The 25,962-nt window shown below is 52.0% G+C and carries 22 protein-coding genes and 1 pseudogene; 15 read left to right on the forward strand and 8 right to left on the reverse strand.

All coding sequences use genetic code 11. The features are described 5' to 3' along the window. Positions 1-131 precede the first annotated feature (131 nt). The 3 genes from tibA to HV311_RS11655 all read right to left on the reverse strand — a co-directional run bounded on the left by tibA (position 132) and on the right by HV311_RS11655 (position 4,735). Positions 132-3,008 carry an autotransporter adhesin/invasin glycoprotein TibA gene (tibA, locus tag HV311_RS11645; RefSeq protein WP_191221116.1) on the reverse strand — a complete coding sequence of 959 codons (2,877 nt, stop codon included), beginning with the start codon at positions 3,006-3,008 and terminating at the stop codon, positions 132-134. Continuing rightward, the gene (locus tag HV311_RS11650) at positions 3,001-4,221 is read right to left on the reverse strand and encodes an autotransporter strand-loop-strand O-heptosyltransferase (RefSeq protein WP_191221117.1); all 1,221 of its coding nucleotides are present in this window, start codon (positions 4,219-4,221) and stop codon (positions 3,001-3,003) included. Before HV311_RS11650 ends, tibA begins: the two co-directional genes overlap by 8 nt. 202 nt (positions 4,222-4,423) lie before the next feature. Continuing rightward, positions 4,424-4,735, reverse strand: a complete 312-nt coding sequence (locus tag HV311_RS11655; RefSeq protein ID WP_109018357.1) for a PapB/FocB family fimbrial expression transcriptional regulator — start codon at positions 4,733-4,735, stop codon at positions 4,424-4,426. Between the two features lie 530 nt (positions 4,736-5,265). Between HV311_RS11655 and HV311_RS11660 the strand changes: the two genes are divergently transcribed. Beyond that, a protein-coding gene (locus HV311_RS11660) for an IS3 family transposase (protein WP_407056946.1) occupies positions 5,266-6,377 on the forward strand; the annotation gives its coding sequence in 2 pieces (ribosomal slippage) (positions 5,266-5,527 and positions 5,527-6,377; 1,113 coding nt in all). 90 nt (positions 6,378-6,467) lie between these two features. Here the strand turns inward: HV311_RS11660 and HV311_RS28030 are convergent. After that, positions 6,468-6,684: pseudogene (locus HV311_RS28030) on the reverse strand (SOS response-associated peptidase); the annotation flags it as partial. Between the two features lie 192 nt (positions 6,685-6,876). Here HV311_RS28030 and HV311_RS11665 point away from each other — a divergent pair. The 3 genes from HV311_RS11665 (at position 6,877) to HV311_RS11675 (ending at position 10,161) form a co-directional block, all read left to right on the forward strand. Next, on the forward strand, positions 6,877-7,152 hold the full coding sequence (locus HV311_RS11665) for a metal/formaldehyde-sensitive transcriptional repressor (protein WP_003833178.1): 276 nt from the start codon (positions 6,877-6,879) through the stop codon (positions 7,150-7,152). A gap of 32 nt (positions 7,153-7,184) precedes the next feature. Beyond that, positions 7,185-8,303: an S-(hydroxymethyl)glutathione dehydrogenase/class III alcohol dehydrogenase gene (locus HV311_RS11670; protein ID WP_016153173.1), complete on the forward strand. Its 1,119-nt coding sequence runs from the start codon at positions 7,185-7,187 to the stop codon at positions 8,301-8,303. Positions 8,304-8,472: 169 nt separating this feature from the next. After that, complete coding sequence (locus HV311_RS11675; RefSeq protein WP_065554424.1) at positions 8,473-10,161, forward strand: methyl-accepting chemotaxis protein; 1,689 nt, start codon at positions 8,473-8,475, stop codon at positions 10,159-10,161. Positions 10,162-10,206: 45 nt separating this feature from the next. Here HV311_RS11675 and pcaQ read toward each other — a convergent pair whose 3' ends face one another. Next, positions 10,207-11,130: a pca operon transcription factor PcaQ gene (gene pcaQ, locus HV311_RS11680; RefSeq protein WP_003020288.1), complete on the reverse strand. Its 924-nt coding sequence runs from the start codon at positions 11,128-11,130 to the stop codon at positions 10,207-10,209. Positions 11,131-11,360: 230 nt separating this feature from the next. Here pcaQ and HV311_RS11685 point away from each other — a divergent pair, with 230 nt between their 5' ends. From HV311_RS11685 to rimL, 5 genes are all read left to right on the forward strand, one after another. After that, complete coding sequence (locus HV311_RS11685) at positions 11,361-12,263, forward strand: manganese-dependent inorganic pyrophosphatase (RefSeq protein WP_046275604.1); 903 nt, start codon at positions 11,361-11,363, stop codon at positions 12,261-12,263. A 120-nt stretch (positions 12,264-12,383) separates the two neighbouring features. Continuing rightward, positions 12,384-13,727: a 2-oxoadipate dioxygenase/decarboxylase HglS gene (gene hglS, locus HV311_RS11690; RefSeq protein ID WP_016156596.1), complete on the forward strand. Its 1,344-nt coding sequence runs from the start codon at positions 12,384-12,386 to the stop codon at positions 13,725-13,727. 193 nt (positions 13,728-13,920) lie between these two features. Then, the gene (locus tag HV311_RS11695) at positions 13,921-15,576 is read left to right on the forward strand and encodes a glucan biosynthesis protein D (RefSeq protein ID WP_029139548.1); all 1,656 of its coding nucleotides are present in this window, start codon (positions 13,921-13,923) and stop codon (positions 15,574-15,576) included. A gap of 167 nt (positions 15,577-15,743) precedes the next feature. Next, on the forward strand, positions 15,744-15,968 hold the full coding sequence (locus tag HV311_RS11700; RefSeq protein WP_003833168.1) for a YdcH family protein: 225 nt from the start codon (positions 15,744-15,746) through the stop codon (positions 15,966-15,968). Positions 15,969-16,071: 103 nt separating this feature from the next. After that, positions 16,072-16,617 carry a 50S ribosomal protein L7/L12-serine acetyltransferase gene (rimL, locus tag HV311_RS11705; protein ID WP_016156595.1) on the forward strand — a complete coding sequence of 182 codons (546 nt, stop codon included), beginning with the start codon at positions 16,072-16,074 and terminating at the stop codon, positions 16,615-16,617. On the opposite strand, the gene ydcK is transcribed toward rimL, so the two are convergent. Beyond that, a complete protein-coding gene (gene ydcK, locus HV311_RS11710) occupies positions 16,609-17,589 on the reverse strand; it encodes a YdcK family protein (protein ID WP_191221119.1) in 981 nt (326 codons plus the stop codon). The genes rimL and ydcK overlap by 9 nt on opposite strands. 113 nt (positions 17,590-17,702) lie before the next feature. Here ydcK and tehA point away from each other — a divergent pair, with 113 nt between their 5' ends. The 3 genes from tehA to HV311_RS11725 all read left to right on the forward strand — a co-directional run bounded on the left by tehA (position 17,703) and on the right by HV311_RS11725 (position 20,130). Beyond that, complete coding sequence (tehA, locus tag HV311_RS11715) at positions 17,703-18,704, forward strand: dicarboxylate transporter/tellurite-resistance protein TehA (RefSeq protein ID WP_049270261.1); 1,002 nt, start codon at positions 17,703-17,705, stop codon at positions 18,702-18,704. Further along, positions 18,704-19,300, forward strand: coding sequence for a tellurite resistance methyltransferase TehB (tehB, locus tag HV311_RS11720; RefSeq protein ID WP_049282403.1), 597 nt, complete (start codon positions 18,704-18,706; stop codon positions 19,298-19,300). Before tehA ends, tehB begins: the two co-directional genes overlap by 1 nt. Positions 19,301-19,455: 155 nt before the next feature. Beyond that, a complete protein-coding gene (locus HV311_RS11725) occupies positions 19,456-20,130 on the forward strand; it encodes a DUF3313 domain-containing protein (RefSeq protein ID WP_016153164.1) in 675 nt (224 codons plus the stop codon). A 34-nt stretch (positions 20,131-20,164) separates the two neighbouring features. Here HV311_RS11725 and HV311_RS11730 read toward each other — a convergent pair whose 3' ends face one another. Then, the gene (locus HV311_RS11730; protein ID WP_016153163.1) at positions 20,165-21,073 is read right to left on the reverse strand and encodes a DMT family transporter; all 909 of its coding nucleotides are present in this window, start codon (positions 21,071-21,073) and stop codon (positions 20,165-20,167) included. 184 nt (positions 21,074-21,257) lie between these two features. Between HV311_RS11730 and HV311_RS11735 the strand changes: the two genes are divergently transcribed. After that, the gene (locus HV311_RS11735; protein WP_046275602.1) at positions 21,258-22,127 is read left to right on the forward strand and encodes an AraC family transcriptional regulator; all 870 of its coding nucleotides are present in this window, start codon (positions 21,258-21,260) and stop codon (positions 22,125-22,127) included. Here HV311_RS11735 and HV311_RS11740 read toward each other — a convergent pair. Then, complete coding sequence (locus tag HV311_RS11740; protein ID WP_191221120.1) at positions 22,110-23,276, reverse strand: benzoate/H(+) symporter BenE family transporter; 1,167 nt, start codon at positions 23,274-23,276, stop codon at positions 22,110-22,112. The two genes, HV311_RS11735 and HV311_RS11740, sit on opposite strands and share 18 nt — an antisense overlap. 105 nt (positions 23,277-23,381) lie before the next feature. Between HV311_RS11740 and HV311_RS11745 the strand changes: the two genes are divergently transcribed. Then, entirely contained in the window at positions 23,382-23,918 is a 537-nt protein-coding gene (locus tag HV311_RS11745; RefSeq protein ID WP_016153160.1) for a helix-turn-helix domain-containing protein, read from the forward strand. A gap of 79 nt (positions 23,919-23,997) precedes the next feature. Next, the gene (locus HV311_RS11750; protein WP_191221121.1) at positions 23,998-25,959 is read left to right on the forward strand and encodes a peptidase U32 family protein; all 1,962 of its coding nucleotides are present in this window, start codon (positions 23,998-24,000) and stop codon (positions 25,957-25,959) included. The last annotated feature ends 3 nt before the right edge of the window (positions 25,960-25,962 follow it).

Genomic DNA, 25,962 nt, shown 5'->3' on the forward strand with positions numbered 1-25,962 from the left:
GAACGACCGTTCATTGCACCATGCTTCATTCTTCTGGAAAAAAGAGCGGCACCTGACCGGCACCGCTCATTGCGTGAATGTTCAGCTGAAAGGGAGACAGCCACAGATGTGGCTGCCGTTTCTATCCCTGGTTAGAAGTTGATGCGAAAACCGACGCTACCGGTCACCGGAGACTCGATATTCACTCCTTTCTGGTAGTTTGCCTCAGCCCACACCTCTGCATTTGGTGTCAACTGGGCACTGACCCCGGCACCGTATTTACCTGTCGTCCCTGAGATATCGTTGGTAAAGTCATAGCGGTCGTTAATCCGGACTTTGTTGTTGTCCGAAAACTCATGGCTGATCGCCGCCTTAAGGTACGGTTTGACTGTCTTACCGGCAATGTCAAGGTTCATGCCCAAATTAACACCGGCCTCGGCCTGCAGAGATTTGGTCGTCCCGATGCTGGCTTTCATGCCGTTATTCAGGCTGATATCCTTCGCATCTGTGCGGAACGCCGTTGTCCGCACATATGGCTGAGCCCATGTATTGTCATTCAAACTGAAGGTCTTGCCCGCTTCGAGACTGCCGCCGAAACCGTTCTGGCTGTAATCGCCTTTAACTGCCGTACCGTCACTCATCCGGGTGCGCAGCTCATTGCTGAAGCGATTGTATTTCAACACACCGTCCACGTAGTAGCCGTCATTATCAAACCATGTTGCATACAGGCCGCCGCCGGTACTGCCGATCGTGCTGTCTCCGCCCCGATTATGGCTAATGCTGTTGTCGGTGTAAGAGACGAATGCTCCCACAGCTAAATGGCTTTCACCCAGGTCAAAGACTTTGTCACCGCCGGTTTCGAAACCGTTCTGGGTCAGGGAGTAACCCGAGCTTGCTCCGCCACTGATGCGATTATCAGACCCGGTATAACGGCCCCATACCCCTCCTGGCGAACGGGTGTTCTGCATGAAATCGCCGTGACGGAAGCGTAGATTCTGCAGCTCGCTGTTAAAGACGTATGCCGGTGCGGTTGCCATGCCCAGTACCGCGTCGGCTGATTTTGTTGTGCGATACACTGGAGACGGCACACCTACATCCGGGTTACCTGCGTCCGGGTTAGTCGGCGGAGTAACCGGAGGCGGCGTGTCAGCCTTCAGATACCAGTTGGTATTTTCCTTGCTCAGGCCGTATTCCCAGGTACCGGCATCGACTTTCCCGCCGTTCAGTGTAAACGTGGCATCACCGCCACCGGTCTGTACCACCTGAAGCGGCGCGCCAGCAGATACTGGCTCCCGGCCGGTGTTTTTGATATCCAGCACAAAGTTACCGCTGGCATTACCGGCAACTTTCAGCATATCTCCGGTATGCGATGCGATATCGGTGTTCATCCGGAACATACCGCTACCCGACAGACTCCCGAGCGTCAGCGACACTGCCTGGAAGGCTGGCGTCAGACGCGTGGTTGTTGACGGACGGAAATCAACGGTCCCGTTATCCAGCGTTAATGCGCCGACAGTGGAGTCACCATCGAGATGCCAGACAGACGCACCTTTAATCGCCATGTCACCTGCGCCGGTACTGTCTCCCGCCACGTTCCCCGTCAGGATGGTCCCGTTATCCAGAGTCAGGGTGGTGCCTGACTGTGTCGTCACATTAGCCTTAGCCTGAAGGGCATCCATCGTCATGGCACCGCCACTCTGAAGGGCAATCCCGCCGTCCTGAGACAACAGGCCGCTGAAGCGGGTGCTTCCGCCTTCCTGTGTCAGGATACCGCTACCCGTCAGGGTGCCTGTGAAGGTCGCAGCACTGTTGTTGAGGAAATACAAGTTCCCTTCGTTTTTGACCACGTCACCGACGAGCGTCCCTTTATCAGTCAGGGTGGTGGTACCGTAGAGCACACCGCCGCTGTGGACTTCAAGCGTCCCGTTGCTGCCAACAGTTGTATCGCTGGCCTGGTGACCGCTAAATACTGTCAGATAGCCTTCGTTCTCCAGCAGCATATTGGCTGCACTGCCGCCCGCGATACTGAAATTGCCATTATGGTTGGTACCACTCAGGACTGCACTGGTATTGGTGACGACAGCACCGCCACTGTTCTGGGTAACCTTAGAGGCTGAACCACCGGCCTCTACCTGCAGCATGCCGCCGCTGGTAATGGTCGTTTCTGTGACATTTCCATCGATGTAAACATGCTGACGTCCACCGCTGTAAACGGTTGTGTTAGTGGCGCTGCCACCACTGGAGACATACTGGCGTCCGCCGTTGTAAATAGAGGTGCCCGTGGCACTTCCGCCGTAGAGATACACCCCCCCACCGGAATTAATTGTAGTGTTAGTGGCACTGCCGCCGCTGGAGACAAACTGGCGCCCAGTATTGTTAAGCACGGTGTCCGTGGCACTGCCGCCGTCACGGACATACTGGCGACCACCGCTATTAACAGAAGTCGCCTTGACGATGCCGCCACTGGAGACAAACTGTCGCGCTCCGCCGTTAACTGATGCGCTTGTGGCACTGCCACCACTGATTACATACTGGTCTCCTCCGCTGTTAATTATGGTGCCCATGGCACTGCCGCCGCTGAATACCGTCTGTCTCCCACCATTGTTAACAGTTGCATTCGTGGCACTACCACCACTGGAGACATGCTGGTGCCCTCCGCTGTTGATGGTGGAACTAGTGGCACTACCGCCGCTAGAAACATGCTGAACCCCGCCGTTGTTAATGGTGGTACTCGTGGCACTGCCACCACTGGAGACATACTGCTTCCCACCGCTGTTAATGGTCGTGTTTGTTGCCGTGTCGCCTGCAGACAGGTGCATGGACTTGCTTGTTTCACCACTTCCAATTGTCTGATTGTCATAGGCTGCCGCCAGAGCGGGCATCGACGGCATAAGCAAACCAGCAATCAGCCCTGCCAGCACGGTACGTTTGATTTGTCGGGGGCTTCGGCCCCCTTTACGGGTCAGTTCTGAAGTTACGACCCACGTTCCTGTGGATTCATTCCAGACAGTGTTATAGACCTTATTCATTGCTTACTCCTTTTTTCAGGGTGGCCTCAACACCCTGTACAGTTAAAGAACGGTGAAGTTTATTGATGACGCCATTGACCTGGGCGCCGGTTATCAGTCGGGTGCATTCAAATTGTCGGTCGGTGTTTTTATGTCTCGGGCACCACAGAAAATCGTGGTGGTCAAAATTCAGCGAGGTATCGTCCCAGCATCCATAGCAGCCATGGGGGTTAAATACCCTCCACGGGGTATAAAACTCGCTGTTGGGCAGGCTGAAGCCACTTATCAGCACCACCGGAATACCGGTAGCCCAGGCCAGCCATGACAGGCCGCTTGCCAGTCCAATAAAGAAACTGGCATGGCGTAGCAGGTTCACCCGCTCCTGCAACGGGAGTTTTCCGGTGAAGTCTTCGGCTCCCCAGGGGATGTGGTTCCAGACAAAGCCCTGGCCATAATGGGCATCCCGGTCAATGCACAGCACCCGGTAGCCCAGCGATTTCAGGTGTGCCACGACCTCACTCCAGCCGGTGCCGTTGTTCCAGTATTTCGCCTGACAGGTGGACTGGGTGGCGATACATACATAAGGCTCCTGGATAACCCGGGGCGCAGAAAGGTCAAGCCGGACGGGGGCTTCGCGCGGGTCAACGCCCAGGATGTAGCCTGCAGAACGGTGAAAACCGACCTTGCGAAAATCCACCGGCTGGTTGTCGGTATCGCCGCCAAAATAGAGCCCCACACGATAGGTGGCATAAGGCGCCTCCGTGCGCGGCTTATCCGGCGTGGAAAACTGTATCTGCGGATACTGAGGTGCCAGCAGGTCGATAATGTCCTGTGCCATCGTGCATTCCAGCTGGCACTTGTGCAGAGACTGGAATCGTTCGGCATAAGGGAACCAGCCGAGCAAATCGCCCAGCGTACCGGTCGGGAATGAAATCAGCACCGGCCGGTCTTTTAATTTCAGGGTTTCATCCAGCAGGGGCGTATCTTCCCCCTGACGGAATACCTGAATGCGGAAACGCACGAAATATTTCTTACTGCTGGTCACCCAGCCTTTTTCCACATCGCAGCAGAAAAGAATATTGTCTGAATCCGCATCCAGCAGACGCACGTGCCATTTCCCTTCAGGAAGCAAGACACGGGCGCCATCATTAAAGTCATAAAAGATGTTTTCAGGTCCGGCCTGCGTTGGCGTTTCAGGCGGAGGGATAAAAAATGTATTCTTCAGCGTTGACATATTCTCACCTTCAAAAATATATAAGCGTTGAAAAGCACATGAACTATTAAATATTAGTTACAAAGAACTGACAAAAGCATCCGAATATCTTCTGCTCCCAAGAGGTATAATTGTTTTTTTATTGCGTCAGTTGGTTACAAATTCGAGATGCTGTTAAAATTCACTATATTATATTGAAATATCGAGCAATTTTTCTGGAGATCTATTTACTGTCTGACATCTTGTAATAATTAAGAAGCGTATTAACAACCTGGATGACATGTTCAAACCTGCTGATGCATGCCCCAAAGTAGCCATTACTAACACCATGTTTATCGCAACAATGAGTTCTGGAGCGATTCAATACGAAATAATCGTGTAATGCCCTGATGATTTTATCGCTGCGGATGGGTGTCAGCTCGATCAGGCACCAGAACTCATCGTCAGACATGCTTCCTGATGGAAGGATATGATTCTTTTTTTCCAGGAAAGAGCTTTGCTGAGGTTGCTGGTCATGTTCTTTTATGCATTCCATCTTCGTCTCCATTAAGCATTATCTAATTCATAACAAGGACTGTCATCATTAAAAACAATACCATCCGGGAGCGAGTTTAAGTATATCAAAGTGAAATTCAGGAAAAAAGAAAATCATTTAGCGTATAGTCTTGTGTAAATCTTTAAATTTATTTTAATAAGCCAAAAAATAATCAATGTTTAGAGTTTTATCTTGTAATGATTTGTTTTTATAGGATATAACTCTTTTTTTTAACATTGTTGTATTTGTTGGCTTTTTGAGATTGGCAGTATTTCAAATATAGCTTGCTTATAAATGTGGTAAGCAATGTGATTATTTATTGGGGTATTATCAAATGCTTAATTTTCTCAAAGACCAATGTTGCGCCAAATGATGTAACGTTGAGTTAGCATTTTTCACAATCCGACAAAGAAATTTTCATAGGTTTTCTTAGAAACAGTGCTGGGTGATTGTAAGCATCCCGGCAAAACGGCCCATTCACTTTTAGAGATCTTCCGACATACTGACTATGTCCCCCTGAGGAGATCGCTATGCGCAAGATCCGATTCACTGAGCACCAGATTATCGCCGTTCTGAAGTCTGTCGAAGCCGGACGAACCGTTAAGGATGTCTGCCGTGAGGCCGCTATATCTGAAGCCAGTTATTACAACTGGAAAGCAAAATATGGCGGGATGGAAGCGGCTGATATTAAAAAGCTCAAAGATCTGGAAGATGAGAACCGACGGCTCAAACAGATGTTTGCCGATCTCAGCCTTGAATGTCGGGCACTAAAAGACGTTATCGAAAAAAAGCTTTAAAACCAGCGATAAAGCGGGAGCTCGTCAGCTATCTGACGGCACAATTTGCCATGAGCATCCGCCAGGCATGCAGGACATTATCGCTGAGCAGGACGGTGTATTTTTATCAGCCGGATACCCGGCGTGATGAACCGGTGATCCATGCGCTGACTGAGCTGGCAGAGCGCTATCCGCGCTACGGTTTTAAGAAGCTGTTTCATTTGCTGCGCAGACAGGGCAATACCTGGAACCATAAACGTGTTCACCGGATTTACTGCCTGCTGAAACTGAATTTTCGTCGCAAGGGAAAACAGCGCCTGCCAGTGCGTAATCCAGCACCACTGGCGACGCCGCAAGGGCTAAACCAGAGCTGGTCCATCGATTTTATGCACGACGCGCTGGTCTGCGGCAGGCGCTTCCGGACCTTCAATGTGGTGGATGATTTTAACCGTGAAGCGCTGGCGATAGAAATCGACCTGAATATCCCGGCCCAGCGAGTTATCCGGGTGCTGGACAGGATCGTGGCAAACCGCGGCTACCCGCTGAAAATGCGGATGGACAACGGGCCAGAACTGGTCTCGCTGGCACTGGCACAATGGGCCGAAGAACATAGCTTACAGCTCGAATTTATCAAGCCGGGTAAGCCTACACAAAATGCTTTTATCGAACGATTCAACCGGACATACCGGACAGAAATCCTGGATTTTTACCTGTTCAGAACACTGAATGAAGCACGGGAAATTACCGGGCGCTGGCTGATGGAATATAACAACGAGCGGCCTCATGAATCCCTGAATAACCTGACGCCGGAAGAGTACCGGCTGATGGCTGAAAAACCGGAAATCTCAAAAAGTGCGTGGAACTAAAACGGGTCTGCTTACATGATAAGTACTCCAATTCCAACCACGTGACTGTTTTGACTAAGAGTGTCCAATTGCTGATATGAATATATGCTGGCCTTCAGCGATGAAGATAGCTCGCGGGTCCTGCCAGAGTGACGTTATCATCCTGCTGGCATCTGCGGTTCGACACAGGCATTAATAAGTGGAGGCTTATCCACCAACCGTGAGCATAATTCCAGAACACGTGATCAAGCTGCAACAACTCATCCCGTTCGCTCAGCAGCAGAGTTTTGGTGCCTGGCTCCACGTTAAAACGTCCGATAGCTAAAGGAGGTAAAATTTGGGGGCATATTGGGGGCGAAATTGCTTTGGGGGTAGATTTGGGGGACATGAAAAAGGCTGTATATGTCCACATATGTCTAAATGTGCTGTTTGTGCAACTCATTAAAAAATAACAAGTTATTTATTTTACAATTAGTTAAAAAGATTGATAGTATACCCCCCTATAGTATTTGGAGGGCGTATGCCGCATTCACCCGAAGATAAAAAACGCATTCTCACCCGTGTACGCCGTATTCGCGGTCAGGTTGATGCGCTTGAGCGCGCGCTGGAGTCCGGCGAGCCGTGTTTGGCTATCCTGCAACAAATTGCCGCCGTGCGCGGCGCATCCAATGGCCTGATGGGCGAAATGGTTGAGATCCACCTGAAAGACGAACTGGTCAGCGGGGAAACAACCCCAGACCAGCGGGCCGTGCGCATGGCTGAAATCGGCCATCTTCTGCGTGCTTATCTAAAATAACACCATCACCTCGCAATAATGGGAAGAGACAAATGAAATCACGTGCAGCAGTTGCATTCGGCCCCGGCCAACCGTTAAAAATTGTCGAAATCGATGTCGCACCGCCAAAGAAAGGTGAAGTGCTGGTTAAAATTACCCACACAGGCGTGTGCCATACTGATGCTTTTACGCTCTCAGGTGACGATCCGGAAGGGGTTTTCCCGGCGGTGCTCGGCCATGAAGGTGGCGGCATTGTGGTTGAAGTGGGTGAAGGCGTTACCAGCCTGAAACCGGGCGATCATGTGATTCCGCTATACACCGCAGAATGTGGCGAGTGTAAGTTCTGTAAATCGGGTAAAACTAACCTGTGTCAGGCCGTACGTGCGACCCAGGGCAAAGGTCTGATGCCGGATGGCACAACCCGTTTCTCGTATAACGGCGAGCCGATTTATCACTATATGGGCACAAGCACCTTCAGCGAATACACCGTATGTGCGGAGATCTCTCTGGCGAAGGTTAACCCGCAGGCTCCGCTGGACAAAGTGTGTCTGCTGGGCTGTGGCGTGACCACCGGTATCGGAGCGGTCCATAACACCGCAAAAGTGAAAGAAGGCGATACCGTCGCCGTATTTGGTCTGGGCGGTATTGGCCTGGCGGTGATTCAGGGCGCGGCGCAGGCGAAAGCCGGGCGTATTCTGGCCGTTGATACCAATCCGGAAAAATTTACGCTGGCAGGTGAAATGGGCGCGACCGATTTCATCAATCCGAAGGATTACGACAAACCGATTCAGGATGTGATTGTCGAGCTTACCGATGGCGGCGTGGACTTTAGTTTCGAATGTATCGGTAACGTTAACGTGATGCGCGCGGCGCTGGAATGCTGCCATAAAGGATGGGGCGAAAGCATCATTATTGGCGTGGCAGGAGCCGGACAAGAGATCAAAACACGTCCGTTCCAGTTAGTTACCGGGCGTGTCTGGCGCGGTTCCGCGTTTGGCGGCGTGAAGGGGCGTACTCAGCTTCCTGGTATGGTTGAAGATGCGATGAGCGGGAAAATTCAGTTGGATCCGTTTATTACCCACCGTTTACCGCTGGAGCAGATTAACGACGCGTTCGATTTAATGCATCAGGGTAAATCCATCCGTACCGTTATCCACTTTGGCGATAACTGATTCATTGGCCAGCGGATTTCACCGCTGGCACTTTCCTGAATTTTTTAGAATTATGTTGTGAAAGTGTGACGAATCCGGCGCTTTTCACGGTAAGTAAACTTCCCGGATTGCCGATGACTATCTAACGGGCGTGTTTTCACGCATAAACCCTACAAGAGAGTCGACGGTCATGGACAACACTACATCGATGCAAGCCCAGCATAAACTGGGCTTTCTGCATCAAATCCGGCTGGTTCCGCTGTTTTCCTCCATTCTCGGTGGCATCCTTCTGCTGTTCGCCTTAAGTTCCGGGCTGGCAAGCTATTTTCTTATGCAGGCCGATCGCGATCAGCGCGACGTGACCGATGAGATTCAGGTCAGGATGGGGTTATCTAACAGCTCTAACCACTTGCGTACCGCGCGTATCAACATGATCCACGCCGGCGCGGCGAGCCGTATTGCCGAAATGGATGACATGAAGGCCAATATCGCCGAGGCAGAAAAACGGATTAAGCAATCGCAGGACGGTTTCAATGCTTATATGTCACGCGCGGTAAAAACGCCTGCCGATGAAGCGTTAGACGCTGAACTGAGCGCCAGCTTCAAAGCCTATACCGATGGCTTACAGCCGATGCTGAAGTACGCTAAAAACGGCATGTTTGAAGCGATCATCAACCATGAAAATGAACAGGCCAGACCGCTGGACTCTGCTTACAACAAGGTGCTGTTAAAGGCGATCGACATTCGTACCACCAGGGCGAATCAGTTAAGCGAGCAGGCGCATCAGCGTACACAGCTTGGTATGGCTTTTATGCTGGGCGCATTTGTTCTTGCGCTGGCGCTGACCGTGATGACGTTCATTGTTCTGCGCCGTACCGTCATTCATCCTCTGTTGCGTGCCGCCCAGCGTATTGAGCAAATTTCAGCGGGGGATCTCACCATGCCGGAGGAACCGACCGGGCGCAGCGAAATTGGTCGCCTGAGCCGCCATCTGCAAACAATGCAACGTTCGCTGGGGACAACGGTAGGCACGGTGCGTCAGGGCGCGGAAGAGATTTATCGCGGTACCAGTGAGATTTCGGCGGGGAACACCGATCTGTCTTCACGTACCGAACAACAGGCTGCGGCGATTGAACAAACGGCGGCCAGCATGGAAGAGTTGACTGCGACGGTGAAGCAAAACGCCGACAACGCGCATCATGCGAGCAAGCTGGCAGAAGATGCCTCCGGTAAGGCCAGTCGGGGCGGTCAGATGGTTTCTGGCGTGGTCAAAACTATGGGCAATATCTCAACGAGTTCGAAGAAAATCTCCGAAATCACAGCCGTTATTAACAGCATTGCTTTCCAGACCAATATTCTGGCGCTGAACGCAGCGGTTGAAGCGGCGCGGGCTGGAGAGCAGGGCCGTGGATTTGCCGTGGTTGCCAGTGAGGTGCGCACGCTGGCAAGCCGCAGCGCTCAGGCGGCAAAAGAGATTGAAGGATTGATCAGCGAATCAGTCCGACTGATTGACCAGGGCTCCGGAGAAGTGGTCGCTGCGGGCAATACGATGACGGATATTGTCGATGCGGTAAAACGCGTCACCGACATTATGCTGGAAATTGCAGCGGCCTCTGATGAGCAGAGCCGGGGTATCGTCCAGGTGAGTCAGGCAATTTCAGAAATGGATAAGGTAACGCAGCAAAATGCCTCGCTGGTTGAAGAAGCCTCTGCCGCAGCGGCATCGCTGGAAGAGCAGGCGGCGCGCTTAACGGAAGCTGTTGGCACATTCCGTTTAACAGGGACAAGTGCTATTAAACGCGCGCCTGTGACGACAAAGCCTGACCATTCACGCCCGCAGGCGGCAACTGCCAGTGGCGATAACTGGGAAACGTTTTAACAATAAAATCAATTAAGGGACCTGATGGTCCCTTAATTTTTGGCATCAAAACGGTACGGTTTTGCGTATTGCGGCGATCAGGATCTGCGCGGCCTGAGAGAGCTGCACATCGACACGGGTAAGAATGCCGATGGGTTCACCCGCACCGTGGGTGGGTATCGGCAACGACACCAGCGTCGCCTGGCGTAAATCTTCTCTAACCGCGCCTGAAGGGACAAACCACACATAGTCGTAATCGACCGTCAGTTGGCGGGAGAGCGATGCTGACAGCGTTTCAATACAGCCCGGCGGCATTTTGCAGCCCTGACTTTGCAACAACGCCTCTGCGTGCTGGCGAGGGGCGGTTCCTTTTGGTGAAACCACCACCGGCCACTCCATCACCCGACTCAGCGTGATGGTTTCCTGCAACAACGGATGGTTAGGGCGCACGACCAGTTTGAGCGATTCCAGAAATAACAGCTCGTAGTTCAGACCAACCATCAATTCCGGATCGGCCATACGGCCAATGCCGAGATCAATTTCCCCTGACTTTAAACCCGCCAGGATCATGGGATTACTCATGGTGGCAACCTGCAGCGTGGTCTCCATTTGCTGCTTATGGAACGGGCCAATGACCGCCGGCAGAATGCCCAGGGCCGCGGTGGGTAAGGCGCCAATCCGTACAACATCCGTCTGTGACTCTTCGCGCTGGTTTAAGGCTTGTCCGGCGGTGTTGAGCGCATCCAGCACTCTGACTGCGTGGGTAAGAAACTGTTCTCCGGGCAGCGTTAATTGTGCGCCAAGGCGACCACGCTCAAAGAGCCGGGTACCGGTCAGTTGCTCCAGTTCATTCAGCGTTTTGGAGAGGGCTGGTTGGCTCAGGTTAAGGGTCTCAGCCGCGCGGCCCAACGTTCCCTGCTGTGCAACGGCGACAAAAGTATGAAGGTGGCGCAAGCGAATGCGCTGATTGAACAGAACATTTTTTTCCATAAGCGATGTTAAAAACAGAGTCGTATCGGTGACAAGTGAAGTTGTTCGATTTTGATAACTTGATAGCAAAATATTATTAACATTTATCCCATTTTACTTACAACTGATTTATTTTGCTTATGTTTTGTACAGCGCCACCGGGTGGTGGGATCATGGAAGAGAATCCGTCCAGTCGATATACTTTCGTTATTGTTTGCTTTTGAACCATTCTCTTCACAAGGTACTGATTAATGATAGATGTAATAGGGCACCTTAACCCCGATAGCGATGCCATTTGTACCGCCGCCATGACGGCGCGTTGGCTTACTTTACGTGGCCAGCAGGCGACGGCATGGCGTCTGGGCGAACCTAACCGCGAAACGCAATTTATCTTTGAGCATGCGGGACTGACGATGCCCGAACGGCTGACGTTTGAACTGACCGATCGTGATGTGTGGCTGGTCGATTTCACCGAGCCTGCCCAGGGGCCGGCATCGCTGGCAGAAAGTAACGTCGTGGGAATTATCGATCATCACCGACTCGGTGGATTAGTCACTCGTCTGCCACCAGAAGTGTGGGTGAAGCCAGTCGGCAGCAGCGCGACGCTGTTATGGCAACTGATGACGGAAGAGGAGCGCAACCAGTTGTCTGCCGCTGAGGCCGTTTTATTGCTGGGTGCCGCATTGAGTGACACTGTCACGCTTCGCTCACCAACGACCACCTCTGACGATCGCCTGGCGGTAGAGGCCCTGGCCCAAAAAACCGGTGTGGATCTCGAGGCGTTTAGTCGCGACCTGCTGTCTGCTAAAACAAGCGTGGAAGGCATGAGCGCTCGCGAGCTTCTGCAGAAAGACATTAAAACCTTCACCATTCATGGACATTCGGTCTGTGTGGCGCAGCTTGAACTGTATGCGCTGCAACAGGTGGATGCGGTGCTGGACGATCTCCGTCTGGAAATGGCGCGCTATGCTGAGGAAAAGAATGCCGCGCTGGTTGTACTGATGCTCACCGATATTAATCTGGGCGACACCAGCCTGTGGTTTGCCGGCCCAGAGCTGTCAGACATCCCGCAACCCTGTAAGGTGGAGGGGATGCTCAGCCGTAAAAAACAGATGTTGCCCTGGCTGGAAAGTCATTTAAAACCACGCCAGTAGGTTCTGTTCAGCGTCTGTAGGGGTGGGAAATTTACGCGGGGTCACACTTTGTAAATTCTTCCCACCGGAGTCAGCGGCGTTTTCTACACTCCAGGTAATATTCACTGGAGGCATGACATTATGGCGAACACCATCACGGCAGATGAGATTCGGGAACAATTTTCGCAGGCAATGTCAGCAATGTACCAGCAGGAAGTCCCGCAATATGGCACGTTGCTGGAACTTGTCGCTGATGTGAATCTGGCGGTACTGGAAAATAATCCTACGCTGCATGAAAAACTGGCGAATGCAGATGAGCTGGCCCGGCTAAACGTTGAGCGCCACGGCGCCATTCGGGTGGGCACTGCGCAGGAGCTTTCTACGCTACGCCGGATGTTTGCCATTATGGGCATGTATCCGGTGAGTTATTACGATCTCTCCCAGGCCGGTGTTCCCGTGCATTCCACCGCGTTTCGTCCCATTGACGATGCGTCGCTTTCGCGCAACCCGTTTCGGGTATTCACCTCGTTATTGCGGCTCGAATTAATCGAAAATGCCGCGCTACGGCAAAAAGCCGCGGAGATCCTCGCGAAACGCGATATTTTCACCCGTCGTTGTCACGAACTGCTGGATGAGTTTGATGTGCAGGGCAGTTTTACGCCTGAGCAGGCGCAGGAGTTTGTGCAAGAAGCGCTGGAAACTTTCCGCTGGCATCAGCATGCCACGGTCGATGAGGCGACCTATCACGCATTGCACAATGAGCACCGGCTGATTGCTGATGTGGTGTGTTTCCCTGGGTGTCATATCAACCATCTGACGCCGCGTACGCTGGATATCGACCGGGTTCAGTCGATGATGCCGGAGTGTGGTATTGAACCCAAAATACTGATTGAAGGGCCACCGCGCCGCGAGGTGCCCATTTTATTGCGTCAGACCAGTTTTAAAGCGCTGGAAGAGCCGGTGTTATTTGCCGGTGAAATGCGTGGCACTCACACGGCGCGTTTTGGTGAAATCGAACAGCGCGGCGTGGCCCTGACGCCGAAAGGCAGAGCATTGTACGACGAATTGCTGAATAAAGCGGGAACGGGAAAAGACAACCTGACGCATCAGCTGCATTTGCAGGAGGTGTTCAAAGCATTCCCGGACAGCGAATTTCTGCTGCGCCAGCAGGGGCTTGCCTGGTTCCGCTACCGGCTGACGCCGTCGGGCGAGGCGCATCGACAGGCGATTCGCCCGGATGACGACCCGCAACCGCTCATTGAGCGGGGTTGGCTGGTTGCTCAACCCATTACCTACGAAGATTTTTTACCGGTGAGCGCCGCAGGGATTTTCCAGTCTAATTTGGGGAATGAAACTCAGGCCCGTAGCCACGGTAATTCCAGCCGCGACGCGTTTGAACAGGCGCTGGGGTGTGCGGTTTATGATGAGTTTGCGCTGTATCAGGAGGCGCAAGATCGAAGTAAACGGCGGTGTGGTTTACTTTAATTGAATTTACATGGGATTCGGTCTGTTCCCATCGACATAAAATATTTTCGATTTTGTACAGATAATCGGCGACCAACAATTGGATTATTAATGAATTTTGTCTAGAGTGAGCGGTCAGAAATGTGCACTCTCTTGCCGCTGATTATGGCCGGCGCGGGACCATTTACACGACCAGAAGGACTTACTTTCAGGCATGAATCGCAGACGATTTATTAAAGGTTCAATGGCAATGGCCGCCGTGTGCGGAACCAGTGGTATTGCATCACTCTTTTCCAGCGCCGCCTTTGCGGCAGAGTCTGACATTGCAGACGGAAAAACCGTACGTTTTGATTTTTCCGTTCTGCAATCGATGGCCCATGACTTAGCACAGAAGCCCTGGGGCGGCGCACCGCGCGCGTTACCTGACACGCTGGCGAAACTGACGCCGCAGGCCTACAACAGCATTCAATATGACGCAGAGCAGTCTCTGTGGAACAATGTTGAAAATCGTCAGCTTGATGCGCAGTTCTTCCACGTGGGAATGGGCTTCCGTCGCCGCGTACGCATGTTCTCGGTTGATGGCAGCACGCATATGGCGCGCGAAATCCACTTCCGTCCGGAACTGTTTAAATACAATGATGCGGGTGTGGATACCAAACAGCTGGAAGGGCAGACTGACCTCGGGTTCGCCGGGTTCCGCGTGTTTAAAGCGCCAGAATTAGCCCGTCGCGATATCGTTTCTTTCCTGGGCGCAAGCTATTTCCGCGCCGTGGATGACACCTATCAGTACGGTTTATCGGCCCGCGGTCTGGCGGTAGATACCTACACCGACAGCAAAGAAGAGTTTCCTGATTTCACCTCTTTCTGGTTCGAAACGGTCAAACCGGGCGCAACCTCCTTTACCGTGTATGCGCTTCTCGACAGCCCCAGCGTAACCGGTGCATTTAAGTTCGTGATCCACTGCGAGAAAACGCAGGTGATCATGGATGTACAAAACCACATCTATGCGCGCAAAGACATCAAGCAGCTCGGTATTGCACCGATGACCAGCATGTTTAGCTGCGGCAACAACGAACGTCGGATGTGTGACACCATTCACCCGCAAATTCATGATTCCGACCGTCTGGCGATGTGGCGGGGCAATGGCGAGTGGATCTGCCGCCCGCTGAATAACCCGCAAAAACTGCAGTTCAACGCCTATACCGATAACAACCCGAAAGGGTTTGGCTTGCTGCAGCTCGATCGCGACTTCTCCCATTACCAGGATATCATGGGCTGGTACAACAAGCGTCCGAGCCTGTGGGTCGAACCGCGTAACCAGTGGGGCAAGGGGACTATCGGCCTGATGGAGATCCCGACGACCGGCGAAACGCTGGATAACGTCGTCTGCTTCTGGCAGCCTGAAAGGTCGATCAAAGCGGGCGATGATCTGGAATTCAAATATCGCCTGTACTGGAGTGCTCAGCCACCGGTGCGTTCACCGCTGGCTCGCGTGATGGCGACCCGAACAGGCATGGGCGGCTTCCCGGAAGGATGGGCGCCGGGCGAGCACTACCCGGAAAAATGGGCGCGACGTTTTGCTGTTGATTTCGTTGGTGGCGATCTAAAAGCCGCAGCGCCGAAGGGTATTGAACCGGTGATTACGCTCTCCAGCGGTGAAGCGAAACAGATTGAGATCCTTTACGTGGAACCTATCGACGGTTATCGCATTCAGTTTGACTGGTATCCGACCTCTGACTCAACCGATCCGGTAGATATGCGTATGTTCCTGCGTTGTCAGGGCGACGCCATCAGTGAAACCTGGCTGTATCAGTACTTCCCGCCAGCGCCGGATAAACGTCAGTACGTTGACGACCGCGAGATGCGTTAATCACTCCCTTTACGGCTCTCCGAATGGGGAGCCGTATCTGTAATCCTCTTCACAACCATTCTGTACACTATTTACTCGATCCCGTTCGCATTTTTCTGTAAGTCAAGTGGGTACTCTGGAGATGTGTATTTCTTATACACGTCCTTTTCCACTAACAGGGAGAAAGTATGTTTCCAGAATACAGAGACCTTATTTCCCGACTGAAATCCGAGAACCCTCGCTTTCTGTCCTTATTCGAAAAACACAACAGCCTTGATCATGAGATCTCCAGACTGGAAGGTTCGGATGGTCGGGGGTATAGTTTGGACATTGTTCGCCTTAAGAAACAGAAACTCCACCTGAAGGAAGATCTGCTCAAAATATTGCAAAAAGAGAGTGTCAGTGAGAGCTAAGTAAAACGGCGCTTGCTGTGTAAAAGGGCTTCCAAAAGGGAGCCCTTCCTGTTTTTATTTGATTGAGCAGGGTGGCCTGCTTAACCATCATAACGGAATGAAAATGTCAGAAGTGATTACCATCAATGACACGCTGGAACTGCGTGCCGTAGAAGAGCAACACGTCACGCCTCTGCATCAGTTGGTGCTTAAAAATAAAAGCTGGCTCCAGCAGTCGCTGAACTGGCCGCAGTTTGTTGCCTCTGAGGAGGACACCCGCAAGAATGTGCAGGGCAATATGATGTTGCACCAGCGCGGTTACGCCAAAATGTTCCTGATTTTTGCGCAAGAAAATGTGGTCGGGGTTATCTCGTTTAACCAGATAGAACCGCTGAACAAAGCGGCTTATATCGGCTACTGGCTGGATGAGGAGCATCAGGGTAAAGGCATCATGTCCCAGGCGCTACAGGCCTTAATTCATCATTATGCGCAGCGTCAGGAGATTCGCCGCTTCGTGATTAAATGTCGCGTAGAAAACGTTGAGAGCAATCAGGTGGCGCTGCGTAATGGCTTCCAACTGGAAGGATGTATGCAACAGGCGGAATTCCTTAATGGTGATTACTATGATGTGAATCTCTACGCCCGCATCATTGATGGCTCTTCAGAATAAACCTGCGATAGGCGTGCGCGTAATGCGCTGTTCACCGTTAATCACTTTCGGTCCGCGTAGGTGAATGGTATCGCCATCAAACGCCTGGATATGCGCCTGACCGGCTATCTCAATGTGATGCTCGATCAGCACTTCGCCCAGCACGCAGACGTGGCCTTCAATCAGGATGTGGTCGTCTAACTGGAGCGGTCCACCGCGTAATTGCGCATGACCGCCGACCAACACGTGGTGTTTCAGCACGCAGTTACCTTCAACTACCGCGTGCTCCGCCACCTGCGAGCTGTAGCGTAGGGTAGGTATGGCATCTTCTTCGGTCCCGGCGATGACGCGCGCATATCCATAGACTTTGGCGCAATCGCAAATCCAGACATTGTTCTCTTCATTACCTTCCACCTGTGCGAAATCAAAAACTTCCGCCCGATGTTCAATAAAGGCATAGTTGATTTTCGCATCGCCATAGATCTGCGCCTGATGCACCACTCGTGAGTGGCTGACAAAAGCCCGATCATAAATTTGCAAGAACTGGTCGCTTTCACGGGTTAGCCCCCTGGCGGCGATGATTTCAGAGTCACGCACCACGCGCGCATCACCAAAGAGAAGGCACTCGCCGCGAACCACAGAATCCTGAATAGTGACGTTGTCACGTATTTGCGCGTTATGACTGATTTCAGCCCGGTCAATCCGCACGTCATCGCTAATTTGCGCGCCATCTCTGACCACGCTTGCCTGAGTAATGCGGGCGTTTCCTGTAATCGTCGCGCCGGAAAATGCGAGCGCGTTTTCATCGTAAATCCAGCAATCACCGCTTTGTGACAGCACGCTTTCATTATCGATCCAGCCTCCGGGCGTACCGGCCTGGACATCATTAAAATCAGTGAGCGCAATGATTTGGCGTAGTAATACGCTTTTTTTATTGCCATTATCCTGGTAACTAAAGGATCGAGACTCATCGCTGAGACGATATTTGGTCATAGCTCATTTCCATGTTGCGCACCTTAGTTAAACGTAGCAAAGTTTTCCGCACTGGCTAAATCAGCGGAAATTCCATAAAATGCATTTCAAATATACTTTAAAAAATAAACAAAATGAGTAAGAACAAACAGAGTGAGCGGGTCCTCAATCTTCCGGCCGGTTATTTTGGCATGGTACTGGGCATCATTGGGATGGGGTTTGCGTGGCGCTATGCCAGTCAGGTGTGGCCTGTGAGTCACTTGATTGGCGACGGTTTAGTGATCCTCGCAATGGTCATTTGGGGGCTGCTGACGCTGGCTTTTCTGAGCCGTTTACTGCGTTTTCCGCATAGCGTATTGGCGGAAATTCGTCACCCGGTGATGAGCAGCTTTGTCAGTCTGTTTCCGGCCACAACGATGCTGGTCGCAATTGGTTTTGTCCCGTGGTATCGAGCGCTGGCGATTGGGTTGTTCAGCATTGGCGTGGTGATACAGCTGGCCTACGCCGCCTGGCAAACGGCAGGGTTGTGGCGTGGATCGCATCCAGAGGAAGCCACCACGCCGGGTCTGTATCTGCCGACCGTCGCAAATAACTTTATCAGTGCAATGGCCTGTGGCGCACTGGGTTTCAACGACGCAGGATTGGTGTTTTTGGGCGCCGGGGTTTTTTCCTGGCTCAGTCTGGAGCCGGTGATTCTGCAACGTTTACGTAGCTGCGGCGAGTTACCTGCGGTGTTACGTACTTCACTTGGCATTCAACTGGCGCCTGCGCTGGTCGCCTGCAGCGCCTGGCTTAGCGTCAACGGCGGCGAGGGCGATACGTTAGCCAAAATGTTGTTCGGCTATGGTCTGTTGCAACTGCTGTTCATGCTACGGCTCATGCCGTGGTATTTGTCACAGCCATTTAATGCGTCTTTCTGGAGCTTCTCGTTTGGCGTGTCGGCTCTGGCAACAACAGGGCTGCATCTGGGCCACGGTAGCGAGTCAGGATTTTTTCATACGCTGGCGATCCCACTGTTTATTTTTACCAATTTTATCATTGCATTATTACTGGTACGTACGTTTGCATTGCTGATGCAGGGGAAACTGCTCATCCGCACGGAGCGTGCTGCATTACTGAAATCTGAGGATAAATAATGACCCTTTGCGACGAAAACTACTTTACTGAGAAATACGATTTAACTCGTACGCATTCCGATGTTGTTGAAGCGGCAAAAATTGTTAAGCCAGGTAAAACGTTAGACTTGGGCTGCGGTAACGGTCGTAACAGCCTGTACCTTGCGGCAAACGGTTATGACGTGACAGCATTGGATAAAAATCCCATGAGCATCGCTAACCTTGAGCGTATCAAAGCGGCGGAAGGGCTGACCAATCTGCACGCTAACGTCGCGGATCTCAACGCATTACGCTTTGATGGTGAATATGATTTTATTCTTTCTACCGTTGTGCTGATGTTCCTTGAAGCCAAAACTATCCCTGGCCTTATTGAAAATATGCAGCGTTGCACTAAACCGGGCGGATATAACTTAATCGTCGCGGCGATGGATACCGATGATTTTCCGTGTACCGTGGGTTTCCCGTTCGCGTTTAAAACCGGAGAATTGCGCAACTATTACAGCGGATGGGATCTGCTGAAATATAACGAAGACGTGGGTGAACTTCATCGTACGGATGAAAACGGTAATCGAATTAAACTGCGCTTTGCCACAATGCTGGCACGCAAAACTGCCTGAACCTCCCGCCTGGGTTAACTCTTTCTGCGCTCAGCATTTTTTGTGCCGGGTGCAGAGAGAAAATTGTGCGGTGTTTACCATTTTTAGTACATCCAAAATGAAACGGTTTTGCTATCCTTTTTAAGCATCATTGCGAAAACTAAAGGGATCGTTTCATGCGTACTCAAACTTTATTTAAAGTTGCAGTGCTTACTGGCTTGTTGGCATTATCCGGCTGTGCGTCAAAAGTGACCGCGCCGGATAAATATTCTGGGTTTTTAAAAAATTACTCTGATTTGAAGGAAACACAATCAGCATCGGGACAAACCGTACTCCGTTGGGTTGATCCAAGCTACAACGAATCCAAATATGACAACATTGTATATAACCCGGTAACGTATTATCCGGTTCCTAAACCTACCACGCAGGTAGGGCAGCAGGTTCTTGATCAACTGCTGACCTACACCAATACCCAGTTGAAATCCGCCATCAGCAAGCGTAAGCCCCTGGTTACTACCCCTGGGCCACGTAGCCTGATTTTCCGCGGAGCGATTACCGGTGTTGCAACGAGCAAAGAAGGACTGCAGTTCTATGAAGTGATCCCGGTTGCGCTACTCGTTGCGGGAACACAAATGGCAACGGGTCACCGTACCATGGATACCAACCTCTATTTCGAGGGTGAGTTGATTGATGCGGCGACCAATAAACCGGTAGTTAAAGTTGTACGTAAGGGTGAAGGTAAAGATCTGAGCAACGAAAATACGCCGATGACATTCGAAACGTTGAAGAAAGTTGTTGATGACATGGCGACGGATGCCACCATGTTTGACGTGAACAAAAAACCACAATAATAATCAACGCACCATCTCAGGATGGTGCGTTTTTTTATGCCACCCGGCGTCGATAGAATAGTTTACCCATCAGCACTTCTGGTCGGGCAAACATCACCATATTCCCCAGTAAAATCAACACCAATCCGGCAATAGCGTTAACCTGCCAGACGTATCCTTCATACAATGTTGACAGCGTTAGCGCAACCAGCGGGAAAAGCAGGGTACTGTATGCCGCCCTACTGGGACCAATGCGACCTACCAGTGTGAAATAAGCGCCGAAAGCAATCACTGAGCCAAAAATAGCCAGATATAACAGCGCGCTGAGATAGCTGAATGTCCACTGTGGCGTAAAATTGTCCCCGCGCATCAGCGCAATGGCAGCGATCAACAGCGTGCCGTACAGCATGGCCCAACTGTTGGTCGTTAACACTTCCAGCCCTTTTTTCTGGTGACGCATGCTGATCATATTACCCAATGAGAAACCGAAGGTTCCAAGGGCGCTTAAGCCGATACCCAGCAGCAAGGAATGATTGAATCCGCTGTTGAGCAAATCCTGCCAGAACAGAGTCACAATGCCCGTCAGTCCAAGACCGGCTGCTATATAGAAACGCAGCGGTGGTTTTTGCCCAAAAAAGATGAAGCTATTGACCGCATTGAACAGGACGGCCATTGAGAAAATCACCGACTCCAGGCCGGTATTAATCCAGGCCGCAGCCGTATAAAAACACCAGAAGTTGAAGCAAAAAACGCATCCACCCTGTAACAGACAAAACAGATGATCGCGACCAGACAGTTTGCGTAATTTACCGCTAACCAGCAGGATCACTATCATCAGCGAACTGGCAACGGCGAAGCGCCAAAAGATAGAAACCGGCGCAGAAACCGGGCCCTGCTGCAAATAAATCGCAATCCATGTCGTTCCCCAAATTACCACCACCAGGCAGTACAACAGTGCGTTCATACAACTCTCTCTTTTTTGGATTCAGGTTCACACTGTGTCATGTCTGGCGGCAGGAGGCTTTCATCGGTTTGCGGCGGACTTGCAAAATCTTGCGCTTTTTTAGCGTAAAAGCGAAAAGGAAGCTGTTAACAATATGTGGCTGTTATAGACTGAAAGCCTGCTAACTTATTTTGAATGTGATGGTATGCCTCAGCCCTACGATGCCTTTGAAAACTTACGCAAACATAATGCCGTGCTGCATGAATCGGTTGCGTTACATTCAGGGATCCAACTGGCGGCCTGGTCAAACAAGCGCGATACCATCACCCAGTATTGCGATCACCATACGCTCAGTTTATATATCGCGGATGGCTACGAGAGTTACCACAAAACGGCGGGGGGCTGGAAGAATGGCGGCGGACCGGACCGTTTTTGCCTGATGCCGAAAGAGAGCGAATCAAGTTGGGATATCCGCGACGATCTCTCCTTTGTTCATCTCTATTGTACCGACGAACATCTGCGCGAAGTGGGTGAAAAAGTCTGGGATAAAAGCCCCTATAGCTTCACGCTGGACGAGCACACGTTTGGCAGTGACCCGGGGATCACGGCGGTTTACCGTCAGTTTCTGCTTGATAACGACTGGCAGCAACCGGCCAATCACCTCACGCTCAGCGCGGCATCTTCGCTACTGTTAACGCATCTGATCCAGCATTACAGCAACGTTCAATGGCGACTGCCCACCGTCACCGGGGGACTCGCGCCAGTCACCTTGCGTAACGTGCTGGCCTATATTGACGCGCATCTGGCGTACCCAATCACCCTGAACGATCTGGCTAGTGAGGCGGCGCTCAGCGAATTCCATTTTGCCAGAATGTTTCGCCAGTCGATGAATATGGCACCGCATCAGTACGTGATGCAACGTCGTATGGCGCTGGCACAGCATCTGGTCTGTTACACTTCACGCAGTTTGTCAGATATTGCGATGACCTGCGGATTCAGTTCGGCAAGCCATTTTAGTAACCGGTTTAAACAGGTAACCGGTAAAACGCCAACGCAGCTACGTGCGGCGAAATAACGTCAACACGGCGTAGCAGATACCGCCTACGACCAGCCCCCAGAATGCAGATCCAACCCCCAATAACGTCAGGCCGCTGGCCGTGACCAAAAACGTAACGATGGCTGCATCGCGTTCCGCTTCATTATGCAACGCCTGATACAAACTACCGCTAATTGTCCCGAGCAAGGCCAGACCGGCCAGCATCTGGATCCAGCTTACGGGCAGTGCCGCCATTAGTCCTGTGACTGAACCGCCAAACACCCCAGCCAGAAGATAGAAGACGCCAGCCGCGGCGGCGGCGAGCCAGCGTCGTTTGGCATCAGGATGCGCTTCGGGACTTTGGCAAATTGCGGCTGTTATGGCGGCAATGCAGATGGAGTAGACGCCAAACGGCGAAAAAATCAGCGCCAGCAGGCCGGTAAAGATAATGAGCGGTGAAACGGGTAATGAATAGCCCGACGCATTCATAGTGGCAATACCAGGGGCATTTTGTGAAGCCATGGTAACCAGAAACAGCGGTAGCGCAATGCTGATACTGTAGGCAAATGAAAAGTGTGGGGCTATAAACGCAGGCATGACCGGCGATAAATTCACTCCGCTTGTGACAATGTCACCTTTTATTAGCGCGATAGCGATACCCGCCAGCATCGCGGCGATCGTCGCGTACCGTGGGGCTGTGACTTTAAATACCAGCCATGCCACCAGCATACTACCGCACAAAATAAGCTCACTGTTGAGGCTATTAAAGGCCTGCAGACCAAAGCGCAGCAGGATCCCGGCCAGCATGGCTGATGCCAGTGAGTGGGGGATTATTTTCATCAGACGGGCAAACAATCCGGTTATGCCGCACAGCACAATCAACGCGTTAGCTACGATAAAAACGCCGATAGCATCCTGAATCGATACCCCGTGCAGACCCGTAACCAGCAGCGCGGCGCCAGGTGTTGACCAGGCCGTGAGCACAGGAGCGCGATACCATAACGTCAGCGCCAGCGTACTGACGCCCATTGCAATCCCCAGCGCGGTCATCCAGCCCGCGATTTGATCTGTGGTCGCACCTGCGGCCAGGGCCGCTTGCCAGATAATGGCAGCCGAGCTGGCGTAACCGACCAGGACAGCCACAAAACCCGATAATACGGTGGGCAGTGGGATGGAAAATGCGCGCATAGTCACTCCGTGTGCGTTATAACGGTCAATCAATGTAGCACTGTGCGTTATAGCGTACAAGTGCTAAGCTGTAGCCTTGAGAAAGGAGAGTCAGGAAGGCGAAAAATGGAAAACTTAACCCACTATCTGGCCACAACGCTTCGCACGCTACGTCACCAGCGGGAATGGAGCCTGTCACGTTTGGCGGAGGAAACCGGCGTGTCAAAAGCCATGTTGGGGCAGATTGAGCGCAATGAATCCAGCCCAACGGTGGCGACATTGTGGAAAATTGCCACCGGACTGAACGTGCCATTCTCGACGTTTATTTCACCGCCAGAGTCAGACGGCGCGCCAACATTCGATCCCCAGCAGCAGGCGATGGTCGTCACGCCATTGTTTCCGTGGGACCCACAGCTGTGCTTCGATCATTTTTCGATACAGCTGGCACCTGGCGCACTCAGTGAATCGACTCCGCATGAAACCGGCGTTATAGAGCACGTGGTGGTGATAAATGGGCTGCTGGATATGTGTATTGAGGGGCAGTGGCGCACCATGAAATCCGGCGAGGGGGTGCGTTTTGCGGGAGACAGGGCGCATAGCTACCGTAACAGTAGCGAACAAACGGTTCACTTTCATTCCCTGATCCATTACCCGCGCGGTTAATCGGGAAAACTATTCCGAAAAGCCGCGCTTGTGACTACAATAGCCGCCATTTTTACCACTTGTGGATGGTAACAACTGTATGCGCCAGCAGCCTCATCACCTTGAATTGTTAAGCCCGGCCCGGGATACCGCCATTGCACGTGAAGCCATTTTGCACGGCGCTGACGCCGTTTACATTGGCGGACCGGGTTTTGGCGCGCGTCATAACGCCAGTAACAGCCTGAAAGATATCGCCGAACTGGTGCCGTTTGCGCATCGTTACGGGGCGAAAATCTTTGTGACGCTAAATACAATCTTGCATGATGATGAGCTGGAGCCCGCACAGCGATTAATTACCGATCTGTATCAGACCGGCGTTGATGCCCTGATTGTGCAGGATATGGGGATTCTGGAGCTGGATATTCCTCCCATTGAGCTGCACGCCAGCACCCAATGTGATATTCGCAGCGTCGAGAAGGCGAAGTTTCTTTCTGACGTCGGATTCACCCAAATTGTCCTCGCGCGCGAACTAAGCCTTGAGCAGATAAACGCCATCCATCAGGCTACGGATGCGACTATTGAATTTTTCATTCACGGTGCGCTGTGCGTCGCCTATTCAGGCCAGTGTTATATTTCACATGCGCAAACCGGACGTAGCGCTAACCGCGGTGACTGTTCTCAGGCTTGTCGCCTGCCGTATACCCTGAAAGACGATCAGGGGCGCGTGGTGTCCTATGAAAAACATCTGCTGTCGATGAAAGATAACGATCAGACCGCCAACCTCGGCGCGTTGATTGACGCAGGCGTGCGCTCATTCAAAATTGAAGGGCGCTATAAAGACATGAGCTATGTGAAGAATATTACCGCGCATTATCGTCAGATGCTGGACGCCATTATTGAAGAGCGCGGCGATCTTGCCCGTTCTTCAGCCGGGCGTACCGAACATTTCTTTACTCCATCCACGGAAAAGACCTTCCATCGCGGCAGCACCGATTATTTTGTGAATGCCCGTAAGGGGGATATCGGCGCATTCGACTCACCAAAGTTCATCGGTCTGCCGGTTGGCGAAGTCCTGAAGGTGGCAAAAGATCATCTCGATGTTGAGGTAACAGAACCGCTGGCCAACGGGGATGGTCTGAACGTGTTAATCAAGCGTGAGGTCGTCGGATTTCGCGCCAACACCGTTGAAAAAACGGGGCACAATCGTTATCGGGTGTGGCCGAATGAAATGCCCGCCGACCTGCACAAAGTGCGCGCCAACCATCCGCTGAACCGCAATCTCGATCATAACTGGCAGCAAGCGTTGACCAAAACCTCCAGCGAACGCCGCGTCGCGGTCGATATTGAGCTGGGCGGCTGGCAGGAACAGTTGATCCTGACGCTCACCAGTGAGGAGGGGGTGAGTATCACCCATACGCTGGACGGCCAGTTTGAGGAAGCGAACAATGCAGAAAAAGCGTTGAGCAACCTGCAGGATGGCCTGGCAAAACTGGGACAAACGCTGTATTACGCCCGTAATATTCAGGTGAATCTGCCGGGAGCATTGTTCGTGCCGAACGGTCAACTGAATCAGCTGCGACGTGAAGCGGTCGACATGCTGGATGCAACTCGTTTGCAAAACTATCAGCGCGGTCGCCGTAAACCGGTTGCCCAGCCGGCACCGGTTTACCCGCAAACGCATCTGAGCTTTCTGGCTAACGTCTACAACCATAAAGCGCGAGAGTTTTATCACCGTTATGGCGTGCAGTTGATTGATGCCGCCTATGAGGCGCATGAAGAGAAGGGCGATGTGCCGGTGATGATCACCAAACATTGCCTGCGTTTTGCGTTTAACCTGTGTCCGAAACAGGCGAAAGGAAATATCAAAAGCTGGAAAGCCACGCCGATGCAGCTGGTTAACGGCGATGAGGTCCTGACGCTGAAATTTGATTGCCGACCGTGCGAAATGCACGTGATCGGCAAGATGAAACATCACATTCTGAAGATGCCGTTGCCGGGCAGCGTGGTGGCTTCCGTCAGTCCTGAAGAACTGCTGAAAACGTTGCCAAAGCGTAAAAGCTAACGG

Origin of the sequence: Citrobacter sp. RHBSTW-00881 (assembly GCF_013728515.1) — a bacterium.
Lineage (GTDB): Bacteria > Pseudomonadota > Gammaproteobacteria > Enterobacterales > Enterobacteriaceae > Citrobacter > Citrobacter braakii.

Excerpts from the sequence above, each read along its gene's own strand:
- tibA (WP_191221116.1), bottom strand. The coding sequence starts at position 3,008 with ATGAATAAGGTCTATAACACTGTCTGGAATGAATCCACAGGAACGTGG.
- HV311_RS11650 (WP_191221117.1), bottom strand. The coding sequence starts at position 4,221 with ATGTCAACGCTGAAGAATACATTTTTTATCCCTCCGCCTGAAACGCCA.
- HV311_RS11655 (WP_109018357.1), bottom strand. The coding sequence starts at position 4,735 with ATGGAATGCATAAAAGAACATGACCAGCAACCTCAGCAAAGCTCTTTC.
- HV311_RS11665 (WP_003833178.1), top strand. The coding sequence starts at position 6,877 with ATGCCGCATTCACCCGAAGATAAAAAACGCATTCTCACCCGTGTACGC.
- HV311_RS11670 (WP_016153173.1), top strand. The coding sequence starts at position 7,185 with ATGAAATCACGTGCAGCAGTTGCATTCGGCCCCGGCCAACCGTTAAAA.
- HV311_RS11675 (WP_065554424.1), top strand. The coding sequence starts at position 8,473 with ATGGACAACACTACATCGATGCAAGCCCAGCATAAACTGGGCTTTCTG.
- pcaQ (WP_003020288.1), bottom strand. The coding sequence starts at position 11,130 with ATGGAAAAAAATGTTCTGTTCAATCAGCGCATTCGCTTGCGCCACCTT.
- HV311_RS11685 (WP_046275604.1), top strand. The coding sequence starts at position 11,361 with ATGATAGATGTAATAGGGCACCTTAACCCCGATAGCGATGCCATTTGT.
- hglS (WP_016156596.1), top strand. The coding sequence starts at position 12,384 with ATGGCGAACACCATCACGGCAGATGAGATTCGGGAACAATTTTCGCAG.
- HV311_RS11695 (WP_029139548.1), top strand. The coding sequence starts at position 13,921 with ATGAATCGCAGACGATTTATTAAAGGTTCAATGGCAATGGCCGCCGTG.
- HV311_RS11700 (WP_003833168.1), top strand. The coding sequence starts at position 15,744 with ATGTTTCCAGAATACAGAGACCTTATTTCCCGACTGAAATCCGAGAAC.
- rimL (WP_016156595.1), top strand. The coding sequence starts at position 16,072 with ATGTCAGAAGTGATTACCATCAATGACACGCTGGAACTGCGTGCCGTA.
- ydcK (WP_191221119.1), bottom strand. The coding sequence starts at position 17,589 with ATGACCAAATATCGTCTCAGCGATGAGTCTCGATCCTTTAGTTACCAG.
- tehA (WP_049270261.1), top strand. The coding sequence starts at position 17,703 with ATGAGTAAGAACAAACAGAGTGAGCGGGTCCTCAATCTTCCGGCCGGT.
- tehB (WP_049282403.1), top strand. The coding sequence starts at position 18,704 with ATGACCCTTTGCGACGAAAACTACTTTACTGAGAAATACGATTTAACT.
- HV311_RS11725 (WP_016153164.1), top strand. The coding sequence starts at position 19,456 with ATGCGTACTCAAACTTTATTTAAAGTTGCAGTGCTTACTGGCTTGTTG.
- HV311_RS11730 (WP_016153163.1), bottom strand. The coding sequence starts at position 21,073 with ATGAACGCACTGTTGTACTGCCTGGTGGTGGTAATTTGGGGAACGACA.
- HV311_RS11735 (WP_046275602.1), top strand. The coding sequence starts at position 21,258 with ATGCCTCAGCCCTACGATGCCTTTGAAAACTTACGCAAACATAATGCC.
- HV311_RS11740 (WP_191221120.1), bottom strand. The coding sequence starts at position 23,276 with ATGCGCGCATTTTCCATCCCACTGCCCACCGTATTATCGGGTTTTGTG.
- HV311_RS11745 (WP_016153160.1), top strand. The coding sequence starts at position 23,382 with ATGGAAAACTTAACCCACTATCTGGCCACAACGCTTCGCACGCTACGT.
- HV311_RS11750 (WP_191221121.1), top strand. The coding sequence starts at position 23,998 with ATGCGCCAGCAGCCTCATCACCTTGAATTGTTAAGCCCGGCCCGGGAT.